Source organism: Paraburkholderia sp. 2C, from assembly GCF_054589215.1.
This window is the reverse complement of sequence record NZ_BAAILL010000009.1, coordinates 18267-44351: the sequence shown is the minus strand read 5'-3', so window position 1 is coordinate 44351 and position 26085 is coordinate 18267. Positions and strand designations below refer to the sequence as shown.

Sequence of the window (26085 nt, the reverse complement as noted above, 5' to 3'; positions counted from 1 at the left end):
AGTGAGTTCGGTGAGCGTCGTGGCAGTCGGTGCGGGTTCCGTGTGCGGACTAACAGCGGCGCATAGGCTGCGCCTGGGTTCGATGCCGCAATGCGGCCGCCTGCGTGTTTTGCGTGCTGCGTGGTGTTTCACGACACGCGCATGCAGCACGCTTCGTGACACGACCGGCGGCACGATCGTACGCGGGGCCATCGGCGCCGACTGCACAATATCGCGTGACATAATAGCTGGTTTTAAGAGGGCGCTATAAGCAGACGCGTGAAGCCGCCAGAGACGGTGGCCTGATCGGTCGGCGATACAAAAATAGCGCCACAGCAGATACGCGGTCGGGAACCCGACCGGCGTGCCGCGCGTTCCATTTATTGAGCCGCGCGGCCGCGACACAGGCTTTGCAGGGGGGAATCATGATCATCGTGACCGGCGGGGCGGGCTTTATCGGTGCCAATTTTGTGCTGGACTGGCTGCGCGAAAGTGACGAGCCGATCGTCAACGTCGACAAGCTGACGTATGCCGGCAATGCCGAAACGCTGGCGCCGCTTGCCGGCGACGCGCGACATATTTTCTGCCAGGTCGATATCGGCGACCGCGCGGCAATCGATACGCTGTTTGCCACGCACCGGCCGCGCGCGATTTTGCATTTCGCGGCGGAGAGCCACGTCGACCGGTCGATCAACGGGCCGGACGAATTCGTGCAAACGAACGTGGTCGGCACCTTCACGCTGCTCGAAGCGGCGCGCGCGTACTGGAACGGGCTGGCCGGCGACGAGAGGTCCGCGTTCCGCTTCCTGCATGTCTCGACCGACGAAGTGTTCGGTTCCCTGAACCCGACCGATCCGGCTTTCAACGAGCATACGCCGTACGCGCCGAACAGCCCGTATTCCGCGAGCAAGGCCGCATCGGACCATTTCGTGCGCGCGTACCACCACACCTACGGCCTGCCGACGCTCACCACGAACTGCTCGAATAACTACGGTCCGTATCAGTTTCCCGAGAAGCTGATTCCGCTCACGATCATCAACGCGCTCGCGGGCAAGAAGCTGCCCGTGTATGGCGATGGCAGGAACGTGCGCGACTGGCTCTACGTCACCGATCATTGCGCGGCGATTCGCGCGGTGCTGCAACGAGGCGTGCCGGGCGGGACGTACAACATCGGCGGATGGAACGAGCAGGCGAATATCGATGTCGTGCATACGCTGTGTCGCACGCTCGACGAGTTGCGGCCCGCGGCATCGGGGGCGTCGTACGCGGCGCAGATCGAATTCGTGAAGGACCGGCCGGGCCACGATCGTCGTTATGCGATCGATGCGACGCTGATCGAGCGCGAACTCGGCTGGCGCCCCGCGGAAACGTTTGACACTGGCATCCGCAAAACGGTGCTCTGGTATCTCGAGCATCCGCAGTGGATTGCGGGTGTCACGAGCGGCAGCTATCGTCACTGGATGGAAACGCACTACGCGGGAACCGTATAAAAAGGAACGCCGATGGCACGGAAGGGAATTATTCTCGCGGGCGGATCGGGCACACGGCTGTACCCGATCACGCATGCGATATCGAAGCAGCTGCTGCCGGTGTACGACAAGCCGATGATCTACTATCCGCTGTCGACGCTGATGCTGGCGGGCATACGCGAGGTGCTGATCATCTCGACGCCGCAGGACACGCCGCGCTTCGAAGCGATGCTCGGCGACGGCAGCCGCTGGGGGATGTCGCTGCAATATGCGGTGCAGCCTTCGCCGGATGGGCTCGCGCAGGCGTTTGTGATCGGCCGCGAGTTTATCGGCGGCGATTCGTGCGCGCTGATTCTCGGCGACAACATTTTTCATGGCCACGATCTCGCGCGGCAACTGCGCGAAGCGAATGACCGCACCGATTGCGCGACGGTGTTTGCGTATCACGTGAACGATCCGCAGCGTTATGGCGTGGTCGAGTTCGACGAGAAGATGCGCGCGGTGTCGATCGAAGAGAAGCCCGCGGAACCGCGTTCGTCGTATGCGGTGACGGGCCTTTATTTCTACGACGGGGACGTGTGCGATATCGCGGCGGACATCAAGCCATCGGCGCGCGGCGAGTACGAGATTACCGACGTCAATACGCGCTATCTGGAAGCGGGCAAGCTGCAGGTCGAGATCATGGGGCGCGGGTTTGCATGGCTCGATACGGGCACGCACGATTCGCTGATCGATGCGGCGACGTTTATCGCGACCTTGCAGAAGCGCCAGGGGCTTGTGGTGGCGTGCCCGGAAGAAATTGCGTACCGGTATGGATGGATTGACGCGGAACAGGTGTTGAAGCTTGCGGAGCCGCTGGCGAAGAATGACTACGGGCGGTACCTGAAAAACATTCTGACGGACAAGGTGGTATGGCAATTACAGTGACGGCAACTGCGCTGCCTGAGGTCAAGCTTATCGAGCCGAAGGTGTTTGGGGATGCGCGAGGGTTTTTTCTCGAAAGCTTCAATGAGCGGGAGTTCGCGGAGAAGGTGGGCGTGGCGGCCCGCTTTGTTCAGGACAACCATTCGCGCTCGGCCAAGGGTGTGCTGCGCGGGATGCATTATCAGATTCAGCATGCGCAGGGGAAGCTGGTGAGGGTGGTGGCGGGGGAAGTTTTTGATGTGGTTGTCGATATCCGCAGGCGCTCGCCGAACTTCGGGAAGTGGGTGGGGTTCAATCTGAGTGCGGAAAACCATCGGCAGATGTGGGTGCCGGAAGGGTTTGCGCATGGGTTTCTGGTGCTGTCGGAGACGGCGGATTTTCTCTATAAGACTACTGATTACTGGTATCCGGAATACGAGCGGTGTTTGGCGTGGAATGATCCGGGGGTGGGGATTCAGTGGCCGATGGAGGGGGAGCCGGTGATGGCGGAGAAGGATAGGGCGGGTAGGAATTTGAGCGAAGCGGATGTGTATGCCTGAGGCCTGCAATGACTGATTCGACACATCGCACGATTCTTGTGACGGGGACCAGCGGGCAGGTTGGGTACTCGCTGCTGCGATCGCTGCAAGGCTTGGGAAGGGTCGTCGCAGTCAATCGCCAGGCACTCGATCTCGCCAAGCCCGACCAGATTCGTTCGGTCGTACGCGAGGTGAGGCCCGCGCTTATCGTGAATCCCGCCGCGTACACGGCGGTGGATCACGCCGAATCCGAGCCTGCAATGGCACACCGGATCAACGCAATCGCGCCGGGTGTGCTGGCAGAAGAAGCGAAGGCGCTTGGCGTGCCGCTAGTTCACTATTCGACGGACTATGTGTTCGACGGCGCCAAAGAAGGCGCATACATCGAAGACGATGTTACGAATCCGCAGAACGAATACGGCAAAAGCAAACTGGCGGGAGAGCGCGCGATCGCGGAAGTGGGCGGCGCGCATATCGTGTTCCGCACGAGTTGGGTTTATGGCCGGCGCGGCAAGAACTTTCTGCTGACCATGCTACGCCTCGCGGCGGAGCGGCCTGAGCTGCGCATCGTTGCGGACCAGTACGGCGCGCCGACCTGGTGCGCCACCATCGCTTCGATGACTGCGCAGGTTATCGCGCAAGGATTCGGTGCAGAGTATCCACGGGAATGGTGGGCTGAAAGATCCGGCACATACCATCTGACGGCATCGGGCTCGACATCGTGGTTCGGATTTGCGGCAGCGATTTTTGAACTTGCGCGGCTCGACGCGAAGCCCAAGGTGACGCCGATTCCGGCGTCCGAGTATCCGGTTCCTGCAAAGCGTCCGACGAACTCGCGGCTATCAAACGACAAGCTGGCGTTGACCTTCGGCCTGCGCGCGCCGGACTGGCGCGATGCACTCGAGCTTTGTCTCGAGAAGGCGTGAGCTGACCCAAGCCGTTTCAGCGTTCTGTTGCAACGCGCCGATACAGGTCGACGTACGCATCCGCCATCTTGTCGGCGGTGAACATGGCGCAGAAGCGTGCCCGTGCACCGGCGCCTAGCCTTTGCGCTAGCGCCTCGTCGTTCCAGATACGATCGATGGCTTCGCGCAACGCGGCCGGATTCTCCGGCGGCACGACGAGCCCGGTCTCGTCGGCGACATTGACATACGACGTACCGGTGCCGATCTCACACGAGATGAGCGGCTTGCCATACATTGCCCCTTCGAGCAGCGATATGCCAAACGCTTCCGAGCGCAGATGCGACGGAAAAACGAGGCTATGACAAAGCGTGAGCAGCGCGAATTTATCCTCGTCGGGCAGCGCGCCGACGAAATGCACATGCCGCAGCGATAGCGATTCGGCTTGCGCCTTGAGTTCGCCCTCGAGGGGGCCGCCGCCCAGAATGACGACGTCGTAGTCGGAGCCCTTCAGTGCGTCGAGCAACACGTGAAGCCCCTTGTAGTACCGCAGCATGCCGACGAACAGCAGAAACTTCGAGCCGACGCGCCCGCGCCATTCCGCGAGTTTCGCTTCGCTTGCCTGCGGGTATGCCTGTTCGTTCAACCCGATCGGAATCACTTCCACCTTGTCCGCAAAGCGCTGCAGAACCGGGCTGGTCTGAACGTAGTTCGGCGAGGTCGCGACGATGCGCGTGACGCTGCCGAGAAAGCGCATCATCAACGGCCGATAGAAGCGCAGCAGGTTTTTCTGCCGAACGATGTCCGAGTGATAGGTGACCACCGTGGGCTTGTTCATGCGCGTCAGGAAGTGCGCCATGTCCATGAACGGCCACGGAAAGTGATAGTGGATAACGTCGGCCTGCGCGGACAGTTCTTTCAGGCGTGACAGCGACGCCAGCGAGAACGACGACGAAGCGATCTGGAAGTCGAGCCGCGCGCGATAGTGCAGGTGGTCGCCGAGGTCGACTGTCGCCGTATTCCGGCTGACGGTCAGCACATCGCTCGGTACACCGCGAGCCGCCGAGCCGCTGCAGATTTCCCCGATCAGTTGTTCCACGCCGCCCATCGTATCGGGCTTATAGGTCTTGAAGAAATGAAGAACGCGCATGCTATCGGATCAGGGTCTTCCACCAGACGGCATAGGGCTGGGCAAGCCACCATTTGAGCGGGACATGCCCGTGATGGCGGCGCACCGTTTCCATGGCTTCCTTGTAGTGGAGACGGCGGTGGATGCGGGTCTTCGTTTCGTCGTGGTTGCGGTTGATCGCGACTTCGTCGTCGACAAAACCGAGCGGGCCACCGTGGCGATAGAGCCGCCACCAGAGGTCGTAGTCAAGCGCCATCTTCAGCGAAACGTCGAGCCCGCCGACTGCCGTCCAGGCCGTGCGACGGATGATCGACGCGGGCTGCGTGATCGTGCAACGCACGGCCATGCGGCGCACGCTGAACGGCTCGACCCATGCGGCCGTGCGCCGACCGCTTTTGTCGTCCAGATGCCATGCCTTGCCGTAGGCCGCCGGCCACGCGGCATGGCGCTCCATCGCGTCGACGAGCTTGTCTAGGCCGCCCGGAAGGAACAGGTCGTCGCTATTCAGCCAGCAAACGTAGGGCGCGCTGCCGCGAGCGATGCCTTCGTTGATGGCGGCTGCCTGGCCGTCGTCTTTGTGGCTGCGCCAGCCGGCAAGACGGGGTTCCCATTTCTGGATGATGGACAGCGACTCGTCGTTCGAGCCGCCGTCCATGACGAAGATCTCGGTTGCGACCTTTTGCGCTGCAATGGATTGCAGGGCTTCGTCCAGAAAACGTCCCTGGTTGAAGGATGGGACGACAACGGTTACGAGGGGTTTCCGCTCGGTCATGGTGCTTAGCGTTTTTCGCCGTTGAGGAAGCTTTGGTAAGCGAGTTTAATGCCTTCCTTAAGTGGCGTTTTCGCCTGCCAGCCGAGTGCTTTGAGCTTATCGACTGATAGAAGTTTTCGAGGCGTGCCGTCGGGCTTGCTCGTATCGAAACTGAGCTTGCCATCGAAACCCACGACGTCGATGACTGTTTGCGCCAGCTCGCGGATTGTCACGTCAGTGCCGATGCCGATATTGAAGAGACCCGATGCGACGCCCGACTCCATCAGAAACACACAGGCGTCCGCCATATCGTCGACGTACATGAATTCCCGTCGGGGTGTGCCGGTGCCCCAGACCACCAGTTCCTTGTCGCCGCGCTGCTTCGCTTCATGCGCCTTGCGCAGCAGCGCAGGCAATACATGGCTCGTAGCGAGGTCGTAGTTATCGTTGGAACCGTACAGGTTGGTGGGCATGGCGCTTGCGTACAGCGTGCCGTATTGGCGATTGTACGAGTCGCAAAGCTCGATACCCGCGATCTTGGCGATCGCGTATGGCTGATTGGTCGGTTCGAGTGGGCCGGTCAGCAGATAGTCTTCTCGAATGGGTTGCGCTGCCTGGCGCGGATAGATGCACGAGGATCCGAGGAACAGCAAACGCTCGACACCTGCCTCCCATGCCGAATGGATCACGTTATTCTGGATCGCCAGGTTCTGATAGATGAACTCGCCGGGGAAGGTATTGTTTGCGTAGATGCCGCCTACCTTGGCTGCCGCCAGGAACACGTAGTCGGGTTTCTCTTTCTGCATGAACTCGCGCACCGCCGGCTGGTTGGTCAGATCGAGTTCGGCACGGGCGGCCGTCAATATGTTGGTGTAGCCGCCCGCCTCAAGGCGACGGACAATCGCCGAACCCACCATGCCCCGGTGGCCGCTGACATAAATTTTTGAAGCTCGGGTGACGGGTGCTGCACTCATTGAGACCGCCGTTGCATACGTGCGTGTGGAGATTGGGATTTTGGACCCAGGTGCTCACGGAACGGGGCGGCGTAGCTACGGCGCTAGCCTGTTGTCTTTTGAGGCACCTTACGAAGGTCCGAAAGGATTTGGAGTATTAGCAAGAATTGTAGCATCCGCGATTTGCGGATACTCAGGCAGGGATTTGCCCTGGTACACATCACGGCGGATTGCGTTGCACCTTTCGGCGCGAGTTGTATGCGTCGTCGGTCCCTTGGCCGGGCGTTGTCGCCGGATACACTTGCTCACACCATTCGCGGGTTTCTTACACCCAATTTGTTCTGGTACGAGCATTCCGTTTTACAACCATAAAAATTTCACGTTGGCGGCGGAAAAATTGCAACGCCTGAGCAGGTGAAGTATTTAGCGAGGCGGTGCGTAACGATATACTTCTGCTTTCGCGCCAAAAAGCAGAGTAATGTGCGCGTTATCATGGATCATTCGAGTTTGCAAGGGAAGTTGCCGCCTGTGCCAAGCCGTGTTCGAAAAAGGCGGTCAGACGGTTCTTTGACGGCGTGTCACACGCGAGAGACTGAAAACCGACTCGGGCCATGACCAGCCCGCCTACTCACGGCAATCGCCTCAACGATCAACTATTCCGTATCTCAGGGAGCCCCGGTGCCAGATATTTCCATCATCGTTCCGGTTTATAAAGAAGAGGCCAATATCCGCCCGTTTCTGGCGCGAGCCGAGGCCGTATGTGAGCGGATGGGCAAGAGCTATGAGATTGTCTTCTCGCTCGACCCGTCGCCGGACCGGACCGAAGAGGTCATCCTCGAAGAGATCAACCGCAATCCGGCAATCAAGCTGCTCGTCTTCTCGCGCCGGTTCGGTCAGCCTGCTGCGACAATGGCCGGCATCCTGTCGTGCACCGGCGATACATGCGTCGTCATTGATGTCGACCTGCAGGACCAGCCGGAACTGATCGAGCAGCTTCACGCGAAACTCGCGGACGGCTACGAAGTGGTGTACGCGAGACGTACTTCGCGCAAGGGCGAAACGCTGATCAAACGCGTCATCTCGCATGTCGGGTACTCGGTCATCAACAAGCTCAGCGACGTCAGCATTCCGCGCAATACCGGTGACTTCCGCATCATGACGCGGCGAGTGATCGAAGAACTGCGCCGGCTTAACGAAACCCATGGCTTCCTGCGCGGTCTCGTCGCTTACGTTGGCTTCAAGCAGGCTTTCATCGAATACGAGCGCGATGAGCGCTTTGCAGGCAAGGGCAATTACAACCGGCTCACGGGGTCGTTGAAGATCGGTCTTAACGGGCTGATCAGCTTCAGTTCGCGTCCGCTATTCATGATGTCGATTGCCGGTTTTCTGCTCGCCGGGTTTTCATTTCTGCTTGCCGCCTGGTACGTATTGCAGAAGTTGATCGGCATGAATCTGACGCCGGGGCTTTCCACCAACGTGCTGCTGATCTGTTTCTTCGCCGGCGTGCAGTTGTTGGGTCTTGGCCTGATTGGCGAATACGTCGGACGCATCTACGACGAAGTCAAGCGGCGCCCGATGTATATAGTCGATCGCAAGGTTAATTTCGGAGGACACGAGTGATGTTGCCGTTTGTCTTGCCGGCTCCCCAAGGTTCTTCATCGACACCGCAATGGGATGGAAAGAATTTTGTGGTGGGTGATGTTCATACGCCTGTGCTCGAATACAGCGAAAACTTTGCAGGCTGGTCGGACGATTTGACGGCGCTGCATGAAGAGGCGGCAGGCGAGAACCATCCGATCGACGTTGCGTCGCGCCGGAACGCAATCGACGAGGTTAGAAAGTCGATCCGCACCAGCACCCCAGTGATCATGGAGATCGGGTGCTCTTCCGGCTTCCTGATCCGCGAACTCGTTGCCGAGTTTCCGTCCGCATGCGTGGTCGGTGCCGACGTCGTCAAGGCTCCGCTGTACCAGCTCGCGGGGCGTTTGCCTGGCGTGCCGTTGATCCGTTTTGACCTCTTGCAGTGCCCGCTGCCGGATCAGAGCGTGGATGTGTTGATCATGCTCAATGTGCTCGAGCATATCGAGGATGACGTAACCGCATTGCAACGTGCATTCAATTTGCTCAAGCCGGGCGGCGTACTGATCGCCGAGGTACCCGCGGGCAAGCACCTGTACGACTCGTACGATGCCGAATTGCATCACTTCCGCCGCTACAGTGCGTCGGAACTCGCCGACAAGCTGACGCGGGTCGGTTTCTCATTGAGCCGACGTTCGCATCTCGGTTTTCTATTGTTCCCGGCATTTGCGATGGTGAAGCTGAAGAACAAGCGGGCGCCGAAACGCGACGAGGCAGCCGTGGTCAGGGACCAGGCAGCAAGTACCGCGAGCAGCGGTGTAGTCAAGCTTGCGATGGAACTGGAGACCCGCTATCTGTCGAATATCCGCCTACCGTTCGGCATTCGCGCCCTTGCGACGGCGCAGCGTCCCCGATAGGTATTCCGGCATATGCAACGCTTCGGCTCGCTGGTATCGAATCATTTTTTCTCGCTAACGAAATTCGGGTTCGTTGGAGCGATCACCGCGGCGATCTATTTTCTGGTCATGTGGATTGCGAATTCGCTGATCGGTCTGCATTACATCATCTCGATCACCGCGGCATATATCGCTTCGACGACGTTCCATTTTCTTGCCAATCGGCATTTCACATTCGGCGCGACAGATGATTCACACGGCAATCAGTTGCTTCGGTACCTGGTCATGTGGGTCGTCAACTATGTCATTACGCTCGGTATCGTCAGTTTTTGTGTCAAGAATCTCGGGCTTTCGCCGTATGTCGGCGTTTGCGTTTCGGTCGCCGTCACGGTCATGACCGGCTATCTCTTTTCAAGATTTTGGGTTTTCAGGGCAAGGGGCTAAAAGCATGAGTCGATATGTGGTAACTGGATGCGCGGGATTCATCGGTAGTACGCTTGTCGATCGACTTTTGGCCGATGGTCATGCCGTCATCGGCGTCGACAACTTCAGCACCGGTCAGCGCAGGTTCCTCGATCAGGCGCTCAAGCACTCCGAATTCAAGCTGTGCGAAATCGATACATTGGATCTCGACGCACTGAAGCAGGCATTTGCGGGTGCAAACGCGGTGTTCCACCTGGCTGCTAACGCCGATGTGCGCTTTGGCACCGACCACCCGCGCAGGGATCTCGAACAGAACACGATCGCCACGTACAACGTCCTCGAGGCGATGCGTCACAACGGCATCAAGAAGATCGCGTTTTCGTCCACGGGTTCGGTATATGGCGAAGCGCCGGTGGTGCCGACGCCCGAAGACGGACCCTTCCCGGTGCAAACGTCGCTATACGGCGCGTCGAAGGCGGCCGGCGAAGGGCTCATTTCCGCCTATTGCGAGGGCTTCGGGTTCCAGGCGTGCATCTTCCGCTTCGTGTCGATTCTCGGCGAGCGCTATACGCACGGGCACGTCTTCGATTTCTACCGCAAGCTCAAGGACGATCCGACGCGCCTGCCGGTGCTCGGCAACGGCAAGCAGCGCAAGTCGTATCTCTACGTGCAGGACTGTATCGATGCGATCTTGCTGGCAATGGACAAGGCGCCGGATAAGGTCAATATCTTCAACCTGGGCGTCGATGGGTATTGCGAAGTCAACGACTCGATCGGCTGGATCTGCGAAGAGCTCAACGTGAAGCCCACGCTCGAGTACTCGGGCGGCGATCGCGGCTGGATCGGCGACAACCCGTTCATCTTTCTCGAGACGAAACGCATCCAGGCCCTCGGATGGAAGCCCAAGTACGGCATTCGCGATGGCGTGATCAAAACCGTTCAGTATCTTCGCGAGAACGAATGGGTCTTCGAGGCGAGAGATTGATCATGAAGATTTGCGTGCAAGGATTGTGGCATCTCGGGTCCGTTACCGCGGCGTGCTGCGCATCGGTCGGGCACGAGGTGGTAGGCCTCGATGCAGACGAAAAGACCATTGAAGGGCTGCGCAACGGTAAGGCGCCGCTCTTCGAACCGGGACTGGATGCGTTGCTCGGCGATGGCCTGAGGGCCGGCAAACTGAGCTTCACGACCGACATTGGCGGCGCGGCCGCGAACGCCGATGTGTTGTGGGTCGCATTCGATACGCCGGTCGACGACGACGACAAGGCGGACGTCGATTTCGTACTCGGCGAGATCAAGCGCGTGTTGCCGGCGTTACGGTCGAAGGCTGTGGTGCTGGTGTCGTCGCAGATGCCGGTCGGCTCGATGGGCGCACTCGAAAAGTTTGCGTCGGAAACGTTACCGGATAAGCAGTTGACGTTTGCCTATTCGCCGGAGAATTTGCGTCTCGGCAAAGCCCTGGATGTGTTCCTGAAGCCGGACCGCATCGTCGTCGGCACGAATCGTCCCGAGACGCGTGCGGCGCTGGAAGCGCTCTTTGCGCCGATTACGGACCACGTGGAGTGGATGTCCATCCAGTCGGCCGAGATGACCAAGCATGCGATCAACGCATTTCTCGCGATCTCGGTGACTTTCGCGAACGAGATCGCTTCGATCTGCGAGGCCGTAGGCGCCGATGCAAAGGAAGTGGCACGCGGCCTGAAGACCGAGGCGCGTATCGGTCCGAAGGCCTATGTGTCGCCCGGCGGCCCGTTCGCCGGCGGCACGCTCGCGCGCGACATCGAATTCCTTGGCCTTGCCAGCAAGGCTTCCGGGCTGACCACGCCGCTGCTGTCGTCGGTGCGTGCGAGCAACGACGAACATAAGACCTGGGTTCGCAGAAAGCTGCTTCAGCGGTTCCCGAGCTTGCAAGGAACAGCCGTCGCGATCTGGGGACTGACGTACAAGCCGGGCACCGACACGCTGCGCCGTTCGCTTGCTGTCGAACTGTGCGACTGGCTAATCGAGCAGGGTGCCGCCGTGCACGTGCACGACCCCGTCGTGCGCGAACTGCCTGCACGCTGGCAAGGCCGCGTCACGAACTTCAACGATGCGCAGGCGGCGTTGAAGGATGTCGACGCGCTCGTGGTCGGCACCGAATGGCCCGAATTCCGCGAGACGGGCGAGAAGCTGAAGTCGTCGGCCAAGGCCGGTCTGCTGGTTATCGATGCGAATCGACATCTCGAGTCTTCGCTTGGGGCATCCGCGGTCGACTATGTCGCGGTAGGAACGTCTTCAAAGAAACGCTGATATGGAAAAAGTGCTGTCGGGAAAGATCGCGCTGATCACGGGCGCAAACCAGGGATTCGGGCTCGAAGTGGCCCGGTCGTATCTGTCGGCGGGCGCCGATCTGATGTTGTGCGCGCGCAATGCCGAGATGCTCGAAGGCGCGCGCGCCGAACTGATGCGTTCGGCTGGCGCTGGGCAAAAGGTTCTCGCCCGCGCGGCCGACGTGTCGAACGAACAGCAGGTTCGCGAAGTCGTCGATGCGACCGTCAAGGAACTAGGCGGTTTGCACATTCTTGTGAACAACGCCGGCGTGTATGGCCCGAAAGGCCAGATCGAAGATGTGGACTGGGCCGCGTGGACTCAGGCCATCGAGATCAATGTGTTCGGCTCCGTTCTGATGTGCAAGGCGGTGCTGCCGCATCTGAAGGCACAGCGGTACGGCAAGATTATCCAGCTGTCGGGTGGCGGCGCGACGAACCCGATGCCGCGTATCAGCGCGTATGCGGTGTCGAAGGCGGCCATCGTTCGATTTGCCGAGACGCTCGCGGAAGAAGTGCGCGGCACGGGCATCGATATCAATTCGATCGCGCCCGGCGCACTCAATACACGAATGCTGGACGAAGTGCTCGAGGCCGGCCCCGATAAAGTCGGCAAGGACTTTTACGAACGCGCGCTCAAGCAACGAGACAACGGCGGCGTGCCGTTGCAACGGGGCGCCGATCTGGCCATCTTCCTCGCGTCCAGTGCGAGCGACGGCATCACGGGCAAGCTGATCAGCGCGGTGTGGGACAACTGGGAGCACTGGCCGGAGCATCTGGACAAGCTCTCAAGCAGTGACGTGTATACGCTGCGGCGCATCGTGGGACGCGACCGCGGATTCGAGGCAGGTGACAAATGAACGCCAATACGAAGTTCGGTATCGGAATTATCGGCTGTGGCCTGATCGGACAGAAACGCGCGAAGGCGCTGGGCGTCGACGGCAAGCTCGTCGCATGTGCGGACATCGACGTTGCGCGCGCGACGAACCTCGCGAAGAACGCGGGTGCGAAGGCCTGTGCGGACTGGCGCGAGCTGCTCGCAATGCCGGAGGTGCAGATCGTCGTGATTGCGACGCTCCACGATTCGCTGGCCGAACTTACGCATGCGGCGGTCGAGGCAGGCAAGCACGTGCTGGTCGAAAAACCTGCGGCGCGGTCCGCGCAAGAGCTCGAACCAGTGATGCGTGCGGCGAAGGAGCGGGGCGTGCAGGTGCGCGTCGGCTTCAATCACCGTTATCACCGCGCCTTGCTCAAGGCTAAGGAAATCGCAGATTCCGGCGTGCTCGGCGATCTGATGTTTATCCGCGCGCGCTATGGTCATGGCGCACGGATCGGCTACGACAAGGAGTGGCGTGCCGATCCGAAGCTTTCCGGCGGCGGCGAGCTGATCGACCAGGGCCCTCACCTGATCGACCTGTCGCGCCTGTTCCTTGGAGACTTCAGCGAAACCCAGGGTTTCGCGCACACGTACTACTGGGACATGCCGGTCGATGACAACGGCTTCATGATGCTGAAGACGCCGTCGAAGCAGGTTGCCTTTCTCCACGCATCGTGCACGGAATGGAAGAACCTGTTCTCGATGGAGATCTACGGCAAGCTCGGCAAGCTCGATATCTCAGGTCTGGGCGGCAGCTACGGCGTCGAGCGTTTGACGTACTACAAGATGCTGCCGGAGATGGGGCCGCCCGAGACGACGTCGTGGGAATACCCGATGGGCGACAATTCCTGGCTCGTCGAAATGACGGAATTCTACGAGGACATCCGCCTGAGCCGCACGCCGGCCGCGGGCCTTGCCGACGCTTACGCAGCATTGAAAATCATCGAACAGATCTACAAGGAGTCGGGATATGATCATCGCGCGTAGCCCATTGCGCATTTCGCTTGGCGGCGGAGGCACAGACCTTCCGTCGTACTACCGCGACCACGAAGGGTTCCTCATTTCGGCGGCGATCGACAAGTACGTCTACGTCACGGTGATGCGTCCGTTTACCGAAGGCGTCTACCTCAAGTATTCGCAGCTCGAGCACGTCGAGAAGATCGCTGAGGTCAAGCACCCGATCATCCGCGAAGCCCTGCAAATTCTCAACTTCAAGACGCCGCAGGTCGAAATCACTACGCTGGCCGATATTCCGGCCGGCACCGGCCTCGGCTCGTCCGGCAGCTTCACGACGGCGCTGCTCAAGGCGCTCTACACGCACCGCAAGCGTCACCTGCACCAGGAAGAACTGGCCGAACTCGCGTGCCACATCGAGATCGACCGCCTTTCGCAGCCGATCGGCAAGCAGGATCAGTACATCGCGGCGGTGGGTGGCGTGACCTGCTTTACGTTCCATCAGGACGACAAGGTAACCGCGACGCCTTTGAATCTCAGCCAGGACTCCATGTTCGATCTGGAGGACAACCTGTTGCTGTTTTTCACTGGCTATTCGCGCAGCGCAAGTGGGATCCTGAAGGATCAGCAGGTCCGCTCGCAAAACAACGACGCGGAAATGCTGAACAACCTGCATTATGTGAAGGACCTCGGTTATCGCAGCAAGGAAGCGCTGGAAAGCGGAAACATGACCGCGTTCGGCGAACTGATGCACGAGCACTGGGAGCATAAGAAGAAGCGCTCAGGCGGCATGAGCAATCCGAAGATCGACGAGTGGTACGACCTCGGCATGAAGAATGGCGCCGTGGGCGGCAAGCTGGTTGGTGCAGGCGGCGGTGGCTTCCTGATGTTCCTCGCGCACGACCGTAATAAGCTGCGCCACGCGATGGCTAAAGCGGGGCTTGAAGAAGTGCGGTTCCGTTTCGACTTCGAGGGCACGAAGGTCGTGCTTTCGTCATGACGCTGCCGGTAGCCATTCTCGCAGGCGGACTTGCAACCCGACTTAGGCCGATCACGGAAAAGATTCCGAAGGCGATGGTCGAGGTTGCGGGCGAACCATTCGTGTACAGACAGCTGAAGTACCTGCGCGACCAGGGTGTGCGTCGGGTTGTGATGTGTATTGGGTATCTGGGCGAAATGGTTCAGGAAGCCGTGGGGAACGGCTCGCAATTTGGCATGGACGTTGCATATTCGGTCGATGGCGATGTCCTGCTCGGTACAGGTGGCGCACTCAAGCGTGCGTTACCGCTGCTCGGGCCGCAATTCTTCGTGCTGTATGGGGATTCGTTTCTGCCGGTCGAGTTTCTGCCGGTCGAGCGCGCTTTTACCGCAAGCGGCAAGAAGGCGCTGATGACTGTACTGAAGAACGGTAACCAGTGGGACAAAAGCAATGTCCTGTTTCGCGATGGCGAACTGGTCGAATACAACAAGCGTCAGCCGCGGCCCGAGATGGAGTTTATCGACTACGGCCTCGGTGTCCTGACTGGCAGCGTGCTCGATGCGTATCCCGATCGCGAGCCGTTTGACCTTGCCGACGTCTATCACACGCTGTCGCTTGAACAGCAGCTGGCTGGATACGAAGTCCACCAGCGCTTCTACGAGATCGGATCGCACTCGGGTCTCAAGGAAGCAGAAACGTTTTTTTCTAAAGGGGAGTCACAATGAGCTATGCACAGCAACACCTGAAAGAGGCGGTCGAGATTATCCAGAAGATGGATGCATCGGCAATCGAAAAGATGGCCGATCTGCTCGCGACCGTAAAGCAGGAAGGCGGGCGTATTTTCTTCCTCGGTGTGGGCGGCAGCGCTGGTAACTGTTCGCACGCAGTGAACGACTTCCGGAAGATCGTCGGTATCGAATCGTATGCGCCGACTGACAACGTGTCGGAGCTGACGGCTCGCACGAATGACGAAGGCTGGTCGACGATCTTCGTCGAGTGGCTGAAGACGAGCAAGCTGCTCGCGAAAGACGCGATCTTCATTTTCTCGGTCGGTGGCGGCAACCTCGAGAAGAACATCAGCCCGAACCTCGTCGAAGCATTGAAGTATGCGAAGACGGTCGGCGCGAAGATCACCGGCGTGGTCGGTCGCGATGGCGGCTACACGGCGCAGGTTGCAGACGCATGCGTGATCGTTCCGACGGTGAACCCGGACACCATTACGCCGCATTCGGAAGCGTTCCAGGCAGTGGTGTGGCACCTGCTTGTATCGCACCCGGCTCTGAAGGCGAACCAGACTAAGTGGGAATCGGCTGCTGCGGCCGTCAAGTAAATGACGCGCGCGGTCTTTCTCGATCGGGATGGCGTGATCAATCGCGCGGTCGTGCGCGACGGCAAGCCGTTCCCGCCTGCTTCGGTCGACGAGACGGAGATTCTGCCGGGCGTAGCGGAGGCGCTTGAATCGCTGCGCGACGCCGGGTTCCTGTTGATCGTGGTGACGAACCAGCCGGATGTGGCGCGCGGTACGACGTCGAAAGCTTCGGTGGAGGCGATCAACGCGTATCTGAATGCGCAACTCGCGCTAGACGAGTTTCGTACCTGCTATCACGACAGCGCGGACCAGTGCGAATGCCGCAAGCCTCGCCCCGGATCGCTGCTGGCGGCCGCGGCCGAGCACTCGATCGACCTGGCGCGCAGCTATATGGTCGGCGACCGATGGCGCGATATCGAGGCAGGCGAGCGCGCGGGTTGCAAGACGGTGTTCATCGACTACGGCTACGACGAGAAGCGGCCGGAATCTCCCAGTTTCACGGTGGCGTCTCTGCTCGAGGCGTCGAGAATTATTGTTGAGGAGGCTATATGACTAAGGTTAGCGATCTGAAGGTCAAGATCTTTGCGGACGGTGCGGACAAGGCCGGTATGCTCGAAATGTACGACAAGTCGTTCATCAAGGGCCTGACGACCAACCCGACGCTAATGAAGAAGGCTGGTATTACCGACTACAAGGCGTTCTGCAAGGACATCCTGGGCTCGATCAAGGACAAGCCGCTGTCGTTCGAAGTGTTTTCGGATGACTTCGCGGAAATGGAGCGCCAGGCGATGGAGATCGCGAGCTGGGGCGACAATGTGTACGTCAAGATTCCGGTGACGAACACGAAGCAGCAGACCTGCTATGCGCTCGTGAAGAAGCTGGCGGCGCAGAAGGTGAAGCTGAACGTGACGGCGATCATGACGTTGACTCAAGTGCGCGACGTCGTGGCTTCGCTGGATCCGAAGGTGCCGAGTTATGTGTCGGTGTTTGCCGGTCGGATTGCGGATACTGGGCGTGATCCGGTGCCGTTGATGACCGCTGCGGTCGAGCAATTGAAGGTGGCGCCGGCGGCTGAACTCATTTGGGCCAGCCCGCGTGAACTGCTGAATATCTTCCAGGCGGATGAGATTGGATGCCAGGTGATTACGGTGACCAATGACATTCTGAAGAAGCTGTCGCTGGTGGATTACGATCTGGATCAGTACTCGCTGGATACTGTGAAGATGTTTTATTCGGATGCGGTGGCGGCGGGGTTTAAGCTTTAAATCTTCAACAGAGACCCGCGGATGGTCGAGCGCGTCGAAGTGGTACGGGCCAGTTGCTGTTGCGCTGGCCCGCTCGCTTTATGCGGCACCAAAGTCCACCGACGCGTCTAAGGCACTCGCAGATCGCGTATGGTTTCGATTCGCGGAGCGTCGAAAATAATCAACGTTGACAACTCAACGCCATAACCGCGAACAGTCATAAAAAATGGAATTAATAGTTGCTGTCGTATTCATATGCGTCTTATGGGTGATCGGAAGCGTAATAGTCAGCGACCGGGTCGCAAGAGGTTATGGGTGGCTTGCTGCTCCCGTTGGGCTTTGCGTTGTCTCAATCGCGAGTAATTTTCTCTACTTTGCCGTTGATCTAAGTGCGCACGAAATACAAGGGGTTGTTTTAATTTCTGCATTGCTTTGCCTTGCTGTTGCCATATATCGTCGACCAACGATGCATGATTTTATGCGTTTGTTATCGGTGGTTGCGATTTTCATGGTGCTGGTGTTACCAGCATACATCGGTGGACAACAGTATTATGTCTTTCGCGGAAATCACGGAGATCAGTTTAATTATATCAATCAGGCGCTCGCGCTGTATGGAAACCGTGCCAGTCACTACGTTCATTTTAATCCGAAAGATTTTGTAAGTAACGACATCTGGTTACATGGATTAAAGCTCCTCGGCTTGCGACCTGCAGTAGGGCTTGTCTTTTCGCTTTTATTTCCAGATGCGCGCGGTGATATACATTTACTCGCTTTTGGGTATGAAACCGCGCTTTGGGCGCTCGCATTGCCTGGGCTATGTTTCGCCTGGGGTTGGCTAAACGATAGTGATGAACCCATTAAGCTGGGTCGGCGAGTATTATTTGCGCTTGTCCCACTTGGATACGTTGTTGGCTTTTGGGGGCAATACGTATTCGATATCAGTGCCTGGTCGCAAATTGCATCTTTGCCGATATTGATTGGATTCGTTTTTGTCGTAGTTGACACTTTCAATTTTCCAAGTCTTCAACCGGAAACAACATTTCGTGTGATTCGCTCAAAGAGCGTGATTGCTGGACTTCTTTGTGCGGGGGGATTTCTGCTTTATCCTGAGAGCACCATAGTTCAATGCGGAGTGCTCGCGATCACACTTTGCTGCCTGTTCACTGTGCACCGAAAGCTCCCCGCTCGGGGTGTGGCTGTTGCGTTGGCCGTGTCTTGCATCGTAGCGCTCATGATTTCTGTTATCCCAAATATAGGCGCGAGCTTATTGGCAGGAATCGGCCAGATCAAATTTGGTGCGAGACCCACCCCGTTGCAATGGTCGAATTATTTTGATGCTTATTGGCAAGGATTGCACGGGTATTCATCATTCGCCGGTCGTGCGGTGAATTTTTTACTGGCCACAAATGGGATGTATTTTGTCACGCCCGATTATTCGATCAAATCAGGAATCGGATTGATTTGGAAGCTTTTCTCGCTATTGGTTGCACTGCTTTGCGTTTTTTACGTGCTGAAAATTGCGATTGTGGCGTTCAGTACTCGCAGCACTACAGGTTTTTTAGGTGTGTACTGCGTATTTAGTTGCATCATTATCGCGTGGCTATACATGTCTGGTGCGATCTGGTCCGCAGGGAAGGCTTTATCTTATTTGTCGCCTTTTTTGTATCTCGCCGTCTGTTTCGGAGCATTTCGAGAGAGTTCAAAATTTGGGGGTAAATTCGTAGATTTGCCAGGCAGGCGGGTCTGTGCTTATGGGTTCCTCGTTTTATTTCTTTTTCTCCAGTTCCTCTACGGGGTGCAGCGGATCGAAAAAAGTAATGATGTCAGGGGCATAGGGCTGGAGGACGGTGTCTATCCGTCTATTCAACAGAATTTTTTAAAAAATGACTACATATGGGCCTTCGATGTCGACCCAATTCGACAGTGTCGGAACGTGCATATTGAAGGTGATCCTGGTGTGGTCTATATGGAATACGTGAAAGAGAAGCTTCAATACGTTGGAATTCCGTACTACTCAGATGTATCGATAACAGCCGATTTTGGCACGGGGCTTGAACTAGGTTTCCAACGTCCATTTGTGACGGATTGCAGTATATTTATCCGAAAAGGCGAATTGGGGAAGTGGCGGGCAGAAAGCAAGTTGCTTCCGTTTTACGGTGCTGTAAGCTTTAATAACCGGTCGCCGTGGATCGGCTTCGACGGCTTCGCCCCTGCCGACGGCGGGAGTTGGACGACCTCGGCAGTAGCCAAAGTGTTGCTTCCCCGGATGCTGCCCGAAAAATTCGTGCTCGATCTTACTGTGAGGGGTATCTTCGGTCCGAATGCGGATGATCCTATCATCGTACAGGCTGGCAACCAGCGGCAATCTCTGAGAATCCAGGGGCAGGGTGTTTATACCGTGCACTTTGCTCATGTGAAAGACGCGGACGAAATCGCCATAGTTCTGCCGCACCCCGCTAGTCCGAAGTCTCTTGGTATGTCAGAAGACGAGCGGCTTCTGGGAGTAGCGCTATCGAGCTTGATTGTGCGCCGCGAGTAGAGGGAAATATGTTCAATATTCAATCGCCGCTGTCGCGAGCTTGGGAAGAGGGCTTGCAGAGCGTGATCGGAATCCGCGCCGTCATGCGCCATAGCGTCGAACTTGTGCCGATGCTCCGCCATATTGATGTCAACGACTTTTGTTACACTGCCGATATTTACAAAGGACAATGAAAGATATGCGTGACGATATTGATCAGCTAGCCCAAGAACCGTTCACGGCGGGTCGTGCAACTGGGCGACTTCTCTTTGACTTTGGTGTCATGACCTCGGCGTTGAAACAGGATGTCCTTGAGCATCCCGTACTCGATTTTGGCGCGGGCACGGCATGGGTATCAGAGTTCTGCGCGCGGATGGGCTTCAAGACCGTATCGTTCGATATACACGGCGATCTTAAGGTGTGCGTTGAACGGCGGCAGCAATGCGATAGCCGCATCAATGCGTCGTTAATGAGCTTCGTGCACGGAGACGGCCATAACATGCCGTTCGAGCCGAATACGTTTGGGCATTTTCTTTGTTACGACACCGTGCATCACATGCACGACTACGACAAGGTCTTTTCGGAATTCTTTCGCGTACTGAGGCCCGGCGGACGTGGCATTTTCGTCGAACCGGGAGCTAGACATAGCAGGTCGCCGGAGACAATTGCTTTTGTCGAGGCAATGAAAAAGCAGGATCCGACGTGGATTGAACGTGATGTTGTGCTCGAAGAGATGGACGGCGTCGCCCGCAAAGCAGGCTTCAGGAAAGGGATCACGATCGTTCCGATGCCGCACCCGCTTGCTTTCCAGACTTATGACCTAACGGCTTGGGCAGCGTTTCGGAACGGCGATCGTCTGCAACGCTTACGTTTCACCGACCAGCTCGCGGATTTGAACTACTGGGACCGGGTGATTTTCTTTGTTGATAAGCCCGAATGACGGGTAAGCTAAGCGTGAGACTATTGTCTGCGATGCGCCATCTGTCAAGGCCTGATGGCGCAAATGGACTGAGGCCGTTAAAAATACGACGCTCAACTAGACAGCAACGTCTCTGCCGACGCGCAATCGTGTAGCGCGGAGTTTCCTGGTCCGCGTCAGAGAGCGAAGTAGGCTAGCTGGGTCATGCGCCTGCCATCTTCATCTTCTGCATTGCCTTGCTGAACCCCAGAATCCCGACGACTCGTTTTATGTTATACGCCAGCACATGCACGCTCATTTTGGCAGCGACGTGACTGAGCCCGCGGGTCTGGAAGTGAGTTGAACCCATCCAGTGCTTGAGTGTGCCGAACATATGCTTGACCGTGCGACGCCGTATCGTCATTGCATCAGCTCCTTCACATCCCAGAGCAGCGAGGTCGAGTTTGTCTACAAACGCGTCGACTATCCCTATCGGGTTGTCGTCGGCGGTGAAGTCATCAACGCACTCCGGCAGCAGCGTTGTTTGATTTCGGTTCACGCTTCGACAAATCGCCCCATCTTCGTCTCCCCGTCAACGTCGATTTGGTCTAGGCGATGGCCTGCGCTACGGCCTCGGCTGCTCGCGGTTAGCGTTGTACATCGCTTCATTTCGTAAAGCGTGCCGGTCGGTCGCGTCTGAAATGCCTGATACCACATAAAAAGAGATACTTTCGGCGGCCCGTCTTCTGACGGGCGTTTACTAGTGACGGCATCCTGCGTCTTGCCTGAAGCGGCGAGTTCGACGGGTTCGCAAAAAAATCCATCGGGGCGTGTTAGCGTGAAGATTAAAAACGCGCGCATAGACGACATTCAAGTATTGCGTGCGGTGGCGGTTCTCTTGACCATGTTTGAGCACCTTCAGTATCTGCTACCAGATCCTGGCAAATTTCTTTCGGTCACTCACTCGCATTTCGCCTATTGGGCTGGCGTCGATCTGTTCTTCGCCATATCAGGATATGTCATTGCGCGGAACCTATTCGCGCGATTGGCCTGCAGCGGATCAATATCCGAGTTTTGGCGCATCTCACTGACGTTCTGGACGCGGCGTGCTTTTCGGATCTGGCCATCGTCGTGGTTCTGGCTGATAGTGCTCGCCGTCTGCAGCGTTGTGTTCGAACCGTTCCATATTTTTCATCCCCTTCGAACGAATCTCCTTGATCTATTCGCCTCTGTCTTACAGGTGCAGAATTTTCATATGTGGGACTGCATCGCACATAATGCCTATCAACGTTGCGGCGACGCTGGATCGTGGTGGTCCCTTTCACTTGAAGAGCAGTTTTATCTTGCTTTGCCCTTTATTGTGTTTTTTCTAGGCCGATATGCGCTTTTGCTCGTTACCACATTAGTTGTTGTCCAGCTATCGATTCCTCGTGAGGCATGGACTATATTATGGGCAATCAGAAGCGACGCATTGGGGCTTGGCGTCCTGCTTGCAGCTTTCGAGTCGACGAACGTTTATGGTTCTATCGGTGCATATATCGCAAACGCCCGGAACGTTATCGCCGCATTGTGTGTAATGCTGTTTTATGTCTTGATCGCCGCTCCTGTCCAGACTGCCTTATTCATGCCGCCCGGTTTTTCAACGGGTATCGTTGCTCTGGCATCTGCAGGTCTTGTATTCGTCGCGTCTTACGATCAGAACATACTCGCTCGCGGGCCACTGAAGAATGTGTGGCTGTGGATCGGGTCACGATCATACGGGATCTATCTTATTCATTGGCCGATGGTTACGCTGACCAAAATAGGCTGGAAAATTTTCGAACCGTCCGAGCCTCACCACATTGTTCGTTACGTCGCTCTCTGGCTAACCCTGTCTTTCGGGTTCGCCGAACTCAATTATCGTTTTCTCGAGGAGCCTTTGCGAAAGCGGGGAAAGTTGATCGTGTCACGCCGACGGCCGTCGACCAACTATCAGTCGTAGGCATGCACATGCTTTCCTTTGTCATGCGCTTTTGATTGTTTTAACGTTTGTCGCCGACCGGATTTCACCCTTTGGAAGCAGTTTGTTGCGGATCAAGTGTTGCATTGGCAACTCAAAATGTAGGTACGAAACGCGCCCAAGCAAGAAAACGGATGCAATGAACGGAATGAAGAATCTATCCCTGCTCACGATGGGGAGTCGGTCTATACCGGCTACGGAAAATGTGAACAGAATCAGCATGATCAAGGGCAGGTGCAGCAGATAGGTACTGTACGTGCTCTCGCCGATCCATGCGAGTCTTTGCAGAGCCGAGGCCGCAAGCTTCGATTTGTCAATGGCGGCGGACATTATGAGGCACGCGGCGGCCAACAATGGGATTGCGAACCATATAGTCTGATCTACGGCCATTCCCTTGGCAACCCACAAGGCGACACCAAAAACCCCAACGAGCGCGCTTGCGCGACCTAGGATGTCAACAAGCGAAAAGGCGAGTACCCCTATGTAGAAGTAATACCCACACGTCCAAAAAACGCCCGGAACGCTTCGGATCTGCAAGGTGTAGAACACGACCACAAGGACAGCGGGGACGAGGAGTCTGGAGCGCGCGACCAAAGGAATCGTGACAAAGAAAATCAAATAGATCACCACCTCGATCGACACTGACCAGATGGGCGCATTGAAAGAAAATCCTTTCTCAAGTCCCCAATTTGATGCCATGAAGAGATTGAGCACAAAGTGGTAAGCATCGTTGTATCCGCCGAGCTGGAAGTGCCCGACGAAACGCATGCTTACGATTTGGATTACAGCGACCGCGATCAGTGTGGCAAAGTGAAGCGGGTACAGGCGAGCAAATCGCGCAACAAAAAAATGCCTGGCAGAATTCCTGTGTTTGACGTAAGTCGCTGTGAATACGAATCCACTGATCGCCCAAAAAAATTGGACAGCGAATTGCCCATATTCATAAAAGATTCTAAAGATGGGGTACATCGGTTGTTCAGTGCGGCTATGCCATAACAAAGGTGCACCATTTGCTACGAAATAGAAAGACTGGTAGTGCCACAAGATAACAGCGAGGGCACAGATCCCTCGCATCAGATCGACCGCAAGATATTCGTGTCTGGTACTCTGGCGCTTCATTTCGTGCTCCGAGGAATCTCGCGAGTCTATCAAATCAGTATTCATCGATACGACAGAACATGCAGGTTCATTTCCCTAACGGCGCCTCAGTAATCGATAGATCGGTAAGTCCCAGACCAAGCTCGCGCAGATCCCCGCTCAGAGGATCGAGCGAGTTTGGTGAGGCAGCGTTTGGCAGTTCCAGCTCGAGAGACAACATGCGATCCTGAAAACCCGAAAGATCGCCCTTTCGAAATGGAATACTGATCCACTCCGGCTGACGCACAACAATCTCGGACTTTTCGTCGCTTCCCCAATCTGCCTTCACGTTCTGAACTCCTGCGTTAGCCGCAGGAAAGGGGTGGACATGCAAGTTCAGGTAGCGCACGGTGTCCGTGGACATAAATCCACTATCCATTAGCAACCGCATCTTTAGGCGCTTGCCATTGCTCCAGCGCCCCCAAGGTTCGACTCCACCCATGCCATAACTGACGAAGAGCCCAGGAATATTTTTGCCTAACGGATAGTCGGTGCCCAATTTGAGGCCCGGGGCCTGGAAGTACAGACAACCGACGCCCGCAATGGTCACCGCATCGGCGTCCGCGGCGCAGGCATCGCCCTCAACAAATAACGGAGTTGCCGGCGTGATCTTTTCCGGAGCGAGTGTTTCCTGAGTGTAGTAGCTGGGACTGAGCAGATGCACAACCTTCGACCGAAGAAAATAGACAGGGAAGAAGGTTGAAGACATCGACGACATGTCGACGTATATGTCGTTGGTGTTCCCTATCATGTCAAGCGCGCGCAGGTTCGCGTAGCTTGATGGAAATTCATCAAGGGGACGCTCTACGTTGTAGTGGTAGGCGATGTTCAGCCCAAGAAATATGGGTCCGAGAGATGCCAGGGCGAAGGTAGTGCGACGCCGTTCACCGTTTGCCGTAATCACACCTGCTACCGACGCGAGCGCAAATGGCGCGATAAATAGCGGAAGGTATGTTGCGATCTTCCATTGCTGGTAAGACGGGCCCGAACGGAAGAAGTAGGCAAAGTACAATAGGAATGAAAGCGCGGGTAACAGCAGAAAGACCTGCAGTCCATGCGACTTTTCTCTAGTGCGCCTTGCAAAAAAGAAGGCGGCGACAAAGAACAGCGTCAGCGCGATGACGCCAAGGATTTGCTGATTGCGTCGATGGATTTCGAGTTCAGTCGGGAATCCGAGGATCGCTGCGGGCGAGATAAAGTCGAGCGGCCAGCCAAACGTCTGTTTGTCGGAGATGACGAAGAGCAGTTTCAGCATTTCGCGCGCATGCTGCGGATCGAGGAGCATCGGAACTAGCGACGATGCAATGATCGCCAAAATCCATTTGCTCGCAACTTGCACTCTTTGCAGCAACGAATTGCTGGCGTCCGATCTGTCGGAGTCGAACAAAAAAAGGAAAAGAAGCACAAAGCCGACTTGCAAGCCCGTACCTATAACATATAGCGGAGGGTACGTGAAAAACAGCAACAAATGGTATGGTGCAATGAGGCAAACGACGCTGGTCCACTTGCGGGGAGGATCGGTGCGCAGTAGTTGAGCAGTTTTACTGAGCAGCAAAATCACAAAGAATTCAGCGATAACGGTGGAAAGGAAATAATTTCCGATCACGTATCGAAGGAAGGGGGAGCTGATGAACAGGAGTCCCACGGCAGCGGCCAGAAATCTCGGAGTTTCGAAATTTTCGGAGATGATCCACGTGATGCTGCAGCCTCCAAGCGCCGCCATCGCAAATATTGCAGGCATTGCCGCGAGCATGGTCTGTGCATTGAAAAACACTGCAAAGCCATTGATAATGTCAAATGCCGACGGTGTGAACGCAACCATCGAGGACAGCGGCCGGATAAATGAAAATCCGGCAATGTTGGATGGTCCAAGACGCTGCAAGTACTGCGCTATGTTGATATAGTTAAATATATCGTTGTTAAATATTCTGGCGATTGGAAGGCGATCGTGAGTAACTGGTGGTAATGTGAAAATATAATTCGCAGAATAGAAAAGCACATAAAGTCCGACCCAGAACAGCGAATCGCGATTGATCACGCGTGTGAGATCAAAAAATTGGCAAGCCGCTCGCCGTCTGAAAAGGATCAGGGCGATTGTGAGCGCAAATAGGACCTTCGCCGAGGTGGACGCGGGAACATGAAGTCGGAGGCCGTACCAGAACCACATGACCGCAAGAGCTGCTCCGATGACCACTACATGGGGCACGGAGCGCAAGGATGCGTACATTTTCGTAGGGGTAACAACAAGACACAGGGCGTACAGCCAGGCGATCAGTATCAAGCCGACGCATGCCCCCGTTGCGATGCTCCAAATGTGCGCTAGTATCATCTGCAATTTATTG

General features: G+C 56.8%; 26 protein-coding genes. 20 read left to right on the top strand and 6 right to left on the bottom strand.

Annotated elements, in window-relative coordinates:
- Positions 1-404: 404 nt before the first annotated feature.
- From rfbB to rfbD, 4 genes are read left to right on the top strand one after another with little or no spacing between them, the layout of a single operon-like run.
- On the top strand, positions 405-1469 hold the full coding sequence (rfbB, locus tag ACYPXD_RS01180) for a dTDP-glucose 4,6-dehydratase (RefSeq protein WP_459706518.1): 1065 nt from the start codon (positions 405-407) through the stop codon (positions 1467-1469).
- A 12-nt stretch (positions 1470-1481) separates the two neighbouring features.
- Entirely contained in the window at positions 1482-2375 is an 894-nt protein-coding gene (gene rfbA / locus ACYPXD_RS01175; protein ID WP_459706516.1) for a glucose-1-phosphate thymidylyltransferase RfbA, read from the top strand.
- Positions 2360-2911, top strand: a complete 552-nt coding sequence (gene rfbC / locus ACYPXD_RS01170; protein WP_459706514.1) for a dTDP-4-dehydrorhamnose 3,5-epimerase — start codon at positions 2360-2362, stop codon at positions 2909-2911. Before rfbA ends, rfbC begins: the two co-directional genes overlap by 16 nt.
- A gap of 8 nt (positions 2912-2919) precedes the next feature.
- The gene (rfbD, locus tag ACYPXD_RS01165; RefSeq protein WP_459706512.1) at positions 2920-3816 is read left to right on the top strand and encodes a dTDP-4-dehydrorhamnose reductase; all 897 of its coding nucleotides are present in this window, start codon (positions 2920-2922) and stop codon (positions 3814-3816) included.
- A gap of 16 nt (positions 3817-3832) precedes the next feature.
- Here rfbD and ACYPXD_RS01160 read toward each other — a convergent pair whose 3' ends face one another.
- The 3 genes from ACYPXD_RS01160 to fcl are packed head-to-tail and all read right to left on the bottom strand — an operon-like array spanning position 3833 to position 6646.
- Entirely contained in the window at positions 3833-4942 is a 1110-nt protein-coding gene (locus tag ACYPXD_RS01160; protein ID WP_459706510.1) for a glycosyltransferase family 4 protein, read from the bottom strand.
- A gap of 1 nt (position 4943) precedes the next feature.
- On the bottom strand, positions 4944-5693 hold the full coding sequence (locus ACYPXD_RS01155) for a glycosyltransferase family 2 protein (protein WP_459706508.1): 750 nt from the start codon (positions 5691-5693) through the stop codon (positions 4944-4946).
- 5 nt (positions 5694-5698) lie between these two features.
- On the bottom strand, positions 5699-6646 hold the full coding sequence (gene fcl, locus ACYPXD_RS01150; protein WP_459706506.1) for a GDP-L-fucose synthase: 948 nt from the start codon (positions 6644-6646) through the stop codon (positions 5699-5701).
- 657 nt (positions 6647-7303) lie between these two features.
- Here fcl and ACYPXD_RS01145 point away from each other — a divergent pair.
- The 15 genes from ACYPXD_RS01145 (at position 7304) to ACYPXD_RS01075 (ending at position 20649) form a co-directional block, all read left to right on the top strand.
- Positions 7304-8245 (top strand): glycosyltransferase family 2 protein, encoded by a 942-nt coding sequence (locus ACYPXD_RS01145; RefSeq protein ID WP_459706504.1) that lies wholly within the window; start codon positions 7304-7306, stop codon positions 8243-8245.
- A gap of 71 nt (positions 8246-8316) precedes the next feature.
- Positions 8317-9120: a methyltransferase domain-containing protein gene (locus ACYPXD_RS01140; protein WP_459706502.1), complete on the top strand. Its 804-nt coding sequence runs from the start codon at positions 8317-8319 to the stop codon at positions 9118-9120.
- Positions 9121-9132: 12 nt separating this feature from the next.
- Entirely contained in the window at positions 9133-9543 is a 411-nt protein-coding gene (locus ACYPXD_RS01135; protein WP_459706499.1) for a GtrA family protein, read from the top strand.
- A 4-nt stretch (positions 9544-9547) separates the two neighbouring features.
- Positions 9548-10507, top strand: coding sequence for an NAD-dependent epimerase/dehydratase family protein (locus tag ACYPXD_RS01130; protein ID WP_459706497.1), 960 nt, complete (start codon positions 9548-9550; stop codon positions 10505-10507).
- 2 nt (positions 10508-10509) lie between these two features.
- Positions 10510-11811, top strand: coding sequence for a UDP-glucose dehydrogenase family protein (locus ACYPXD_RS01125; RefSeq protein ID WP_459706495.1), 1302 nt, complete (start codon positions 10510-10512; stop codon positions 11809-11811).
- A 1-nt stretch (position 11812) separates the two neighbouring features.
- Positions 11813-12688 (top strand): SDR family NAD(P)-dependent oxidoreductase, encoded by an 876-nt coding sequence (locus ACYPXD_RS01120; RefSeq protein WP_459706493.1) that lies wholly within the window; start codon positions 11813-11815, stop codon positions 12686-12688.
- The gene (locus ACYPXD_RS01115) at positions 12685-13692 is read left to right on the top strand and encodes a Gfo/Idh/MocA family protein (protein ID WP_459706491.1); all 1008 of its coding nucleotides are present in this window, start codon (positions 12685-12687) and stop codon (positions 13690-13692) included. The genes ACYPXD_RS01120 and ACYPXD_RS01115 overlap by 4 nt, the downstream gene beginning before the upstream one ends.
- Positions 13676-14659, top strand: a complete 984-nt coding sequence (locus ACYPXD_RS01110; RefSeq protein ID WP_459706489.1) for a GHMP family kinase ATP-binding protein — start codon at positions 13676-13678, stop codon at positions 14657-14659. The genes ACYPXD_RS01115 and ACYPXD_RS01110 overlap by 17 nt, the downstream gene beginning before the upstream one ends.
- Positions 14656-15363, top strand: a complete 708-nt coding sequence (locus ACYPXD_RS01105; protein ID WP_459706487.1) for a nucleotidyltransferase family protein — start codon at positions 14656-14658, stop codon at positions 15361-15363. Before ACYPXD_RS01110 ends, ACYPXD_RS01105 begins: the two co-directional genes overlap by 4 nt.
- Positions 15360-15968, top strand: a complete 609-nt coding sequence (locus ACYPXD_RS01100) for an SIS domain-containing protein (RefSeq protein ID WP_459706485.1) — start codon at positions 15360-15362, stop codon at positions 15966-15968. The genes ACYPXD_RS01105 and ACYPXD_RS01100 overlap by 4 nt, the downstream gene beginning before the upstream one ends.
- Positions 15969-16499: a D-glycero-alpha-D-manno-heptose-1,7-bisphosphate 7-phosphatase gene (locus ACYPXD_RS01095; RefSeq protein WP_459706483.1), complete on the top strand. Its 531-nt coding sequence runs from the start codon at positions 15969-15971 to the stop codon at positions 16497-16499.
- Positions 16496-17212 (top strand): transaldolase, encoded by a 717-nt coding sequence (locus ACYPXD_RS01090; protein ID WP_459706481.1) that lies wholly within the window; start codon positions 16496-16498, stop codon positions 17210-17212. The genes ACYPXD_RS01095 and ACYPXD_RS01090 overlap by 4 nt, the downstream gene beginning before the upstream one ends.
- Positions 17213-17417: 205 nt before the next feature.
- Positions 17418-19730, top strand: a complete 2313-nt coding sequence (locus ACYPXD_RS01085; protein WP_459706479.1) for a DUF7024 domain-containing protein — start codon at positions 17418-17420, stop codon at positions 19728-19730.
- Between the two features lie 8 nt (positions 19731-19738).
- On the top strand, positions 19739-19903 hold the full coding sequence (locus tag ACYPXD_RS01080) for a hypothetical protein (protein WP_459706477.1): 165 nt from the start codon (positions 19739-19741) through the stop codon (positions 19901-19903).
- A gap of 5 nt (positions 19904-19908) precedes the next feature.
- Positions 19909-20649, top strand: a complete 741-nt coding sequence (locus ACYPXD_RS01075; protein WP_459706475.1) for a class I SAM-dependent methyltransferase — start codon at positions 19909-19911, stop codon at positions 20647-20649.
- A gap of 181 nt (positions 20650-20830) precedes the next feature.
- Here ACYPXD_RS01075 and ACYPXD_RS01070 read toward each other — a convergent pair whose 3' ends face one another.
- A complete protein-coding gene (locus tag ACYPXD_RS01070) occupies positions 20831-21178 on the bottom strand; it encodes a transposase (RefSeq protein WP_459706609.1) in 348 nt (115 codons plus the stop codon).
- Positions 21179-21445: 267 nt separating this feature from the next.
- Between ACYPXD_RS01070 and ACYPXD_RS01065 the strand changes: the two genes are divergently transcribed.
- Complete coding sequence (locus ACYPXD_RS01065) at positions 21446-22588, top strand: acyltransferase family protein (RefSeq protein ID WP_459706473.1); 1143 nt, start codon at positions 21446-21448, stop codon at positions 22586-22588.
- Positions 22589-22609: 21 nt separating this feature from the next.
- Here the strand turns inward: ACYPXD_RS01065 and ACYPXD_RS01060 are convergent, their stop codons facing one another.
- On the bottom strand, positions 22610-23725 hold the full coding sequence (locus ACYPXD_RS01060; protein WP_459706471.1) for an acyltransferase family protein: 1116 nt from the start codon (positions 23723-23725) through the stop codon (positions 22610-22612).
- Between the two features lie 67 nt (positions 23726-23792).
- Positions 23793-26024, bottom strand: coding sequence for a hypothetical protein (locus ACYPXD_RS01055; RefSeq protein WP_459706468.1), 2232 nt, complete (start codon positions 26022-26024; stop codon positions 23793-23795).
- Positions 26025-26085: the final 61 nt, after the last annotated feature.

Bases quoted from the DNA above. Each gene is read 5' to 3' on its own strand.
- rfbB (WP_459706518.1), top strand. From the start codon at position 405: ATGATCATCGTGACCGGCGGGGCGGGCTTTATCGGTGCCAATTTTGTG.
- rfbA (WP_459706516.1), top strand. From the start codon at position 1,482: ATGGCACGGAAGGGAATTATTCTCGCGGGCGGATCGGGCACACGGCTG.
- rfbC (WP_459706514.1), top strand. From the start codon at position 2,360: ATGGCAATTACAGTGACGGCAACTGCGCTGCCTGAGGTCAAGCTTATC.
- rfbD (WP_459706512.1), top strand. From the start codon at position 2,920: ATGACTGATTCGACACATCGCACGATTCTTGTGACGGGGACCAGCGGG.
- ACYPXD_RS01160 (WP_459706510.1), bottom strand. From the start codon at position 4,942: ATGCGCGTTCTTCATTTCTTCAAGACCTATAAGCCCGATACGATGGGC.
- ACYPXD_RS01155 (WP_459706508.1), bottom strand. From the start codon at position 5,693: ATGACCGAGCGGAAACCCCTCGTAACCGTTGTCGTCCCATCCTTCAAC.
- fcl (WP_459706506.1), bottom strand. From the start codon at position 6,646: ATGAGTGCAGCACCCGTCACCCGAGCTTCAAAAATTTATGTCAGCGGC.
- ACYPXD_RS01135 (WP_459706499.1), top strand. From the start codon at position 9,133: ATGCAACGCTTCGGCTCGCTGGTATCGAATCATTTTTTCTCGCTAACG.
- ACYPXD_RS01130 (WP_459706497.1), top strand. From the start codon at position 9,548: ATGAGTCGATATGTGGTAACTGGATGCGCGGGATTCATCGGTAGTACG.
- ACYPXD_RS01125 (WP_459706495.1), top strand. From the start codon at position 10,510: ATGAAGATTTGCGTGCAAGGATTGTGGCATCTCGGGTCCGTTACCGCG.
- ACYPXD_RS01120 (WP_459706493.1), top strand. From the start codon at position 11,813: ATGGAAAAAGTGCTGTCGGGAAAGATCGCGCTGATCACGGGCGCAAAC.
- ACYPXD_RS01115 (WP_459706491.1), top strand. From the start codon at position 12,685: ATGAACGCCAATACGAAGTTCGGTATCGGAATTATCGGCTGTGGCCTG.
- ACYPXD_RS01110 (WP_459706489.1), top strand. From the start codon at position 13,676: ATGATCATCGCGCGTAGCCCATTGCGCATTTCGCTTGGCGGCGGAGGC.
- ACYPXD_RS01105 (WP_459706487.1), top strand. From the start codon at position 14,656: ATGACGCTGCCGGTAGCCATTCTCGCAGGCGGACTTGCAACCCGACTT.
- ACYPXD_RS01100 (WP_459706485.1), top strand. From the start codon at position 15,360: ATGAGCTATGCACAGCAACACCTGAAAGAGGCGGTCGAGATTATCCAG.
- ACYPXD_RS01095 (WP_459706483.1), top strand. From the start codon at position 15,969: ATGACGCGCGCGGTCTTTCTCGATCGGGATGGCGTGATCAATCGCGCG.
- ACYPXD_RS01090 (WP_459706481.1), top strand. From the start codon at position 16,496: ATGACTAAGGTTAGCGATCTGAAGGTCAAGATCTTTGCGGACGGTGCG.
- ACYPXD_RS01085 (WP_459706479.1), top strand. From the start codon at position 17,418: ATGGAATTAATAGTTGCTGTCGTATTCATATGCGTCTTATGGGTGATC.
- ACYPXD_RS01080 (WP_459706477.1), top strand. From the start codon at position 19,739: ATGTTCAATATTCAATCGCCGCTGTCGCGAGCTTGGGAAGAGGGCTTG.
- ACYPXD_RS01075 (WP_459706475.1), top strand. From the start codon at position 19,909: ATGCGTGACGATATTGATCAGCTAGCCCAAGAACCGTTCACGGCGGGT.
- ACYPXD_RS01060 (WP_459706471.1), bottom strand. From the start codon at position 23,725: ATGAAGCGCCAGAGTACCAGACACGAATATCTTGCGGTCGATCTGATG.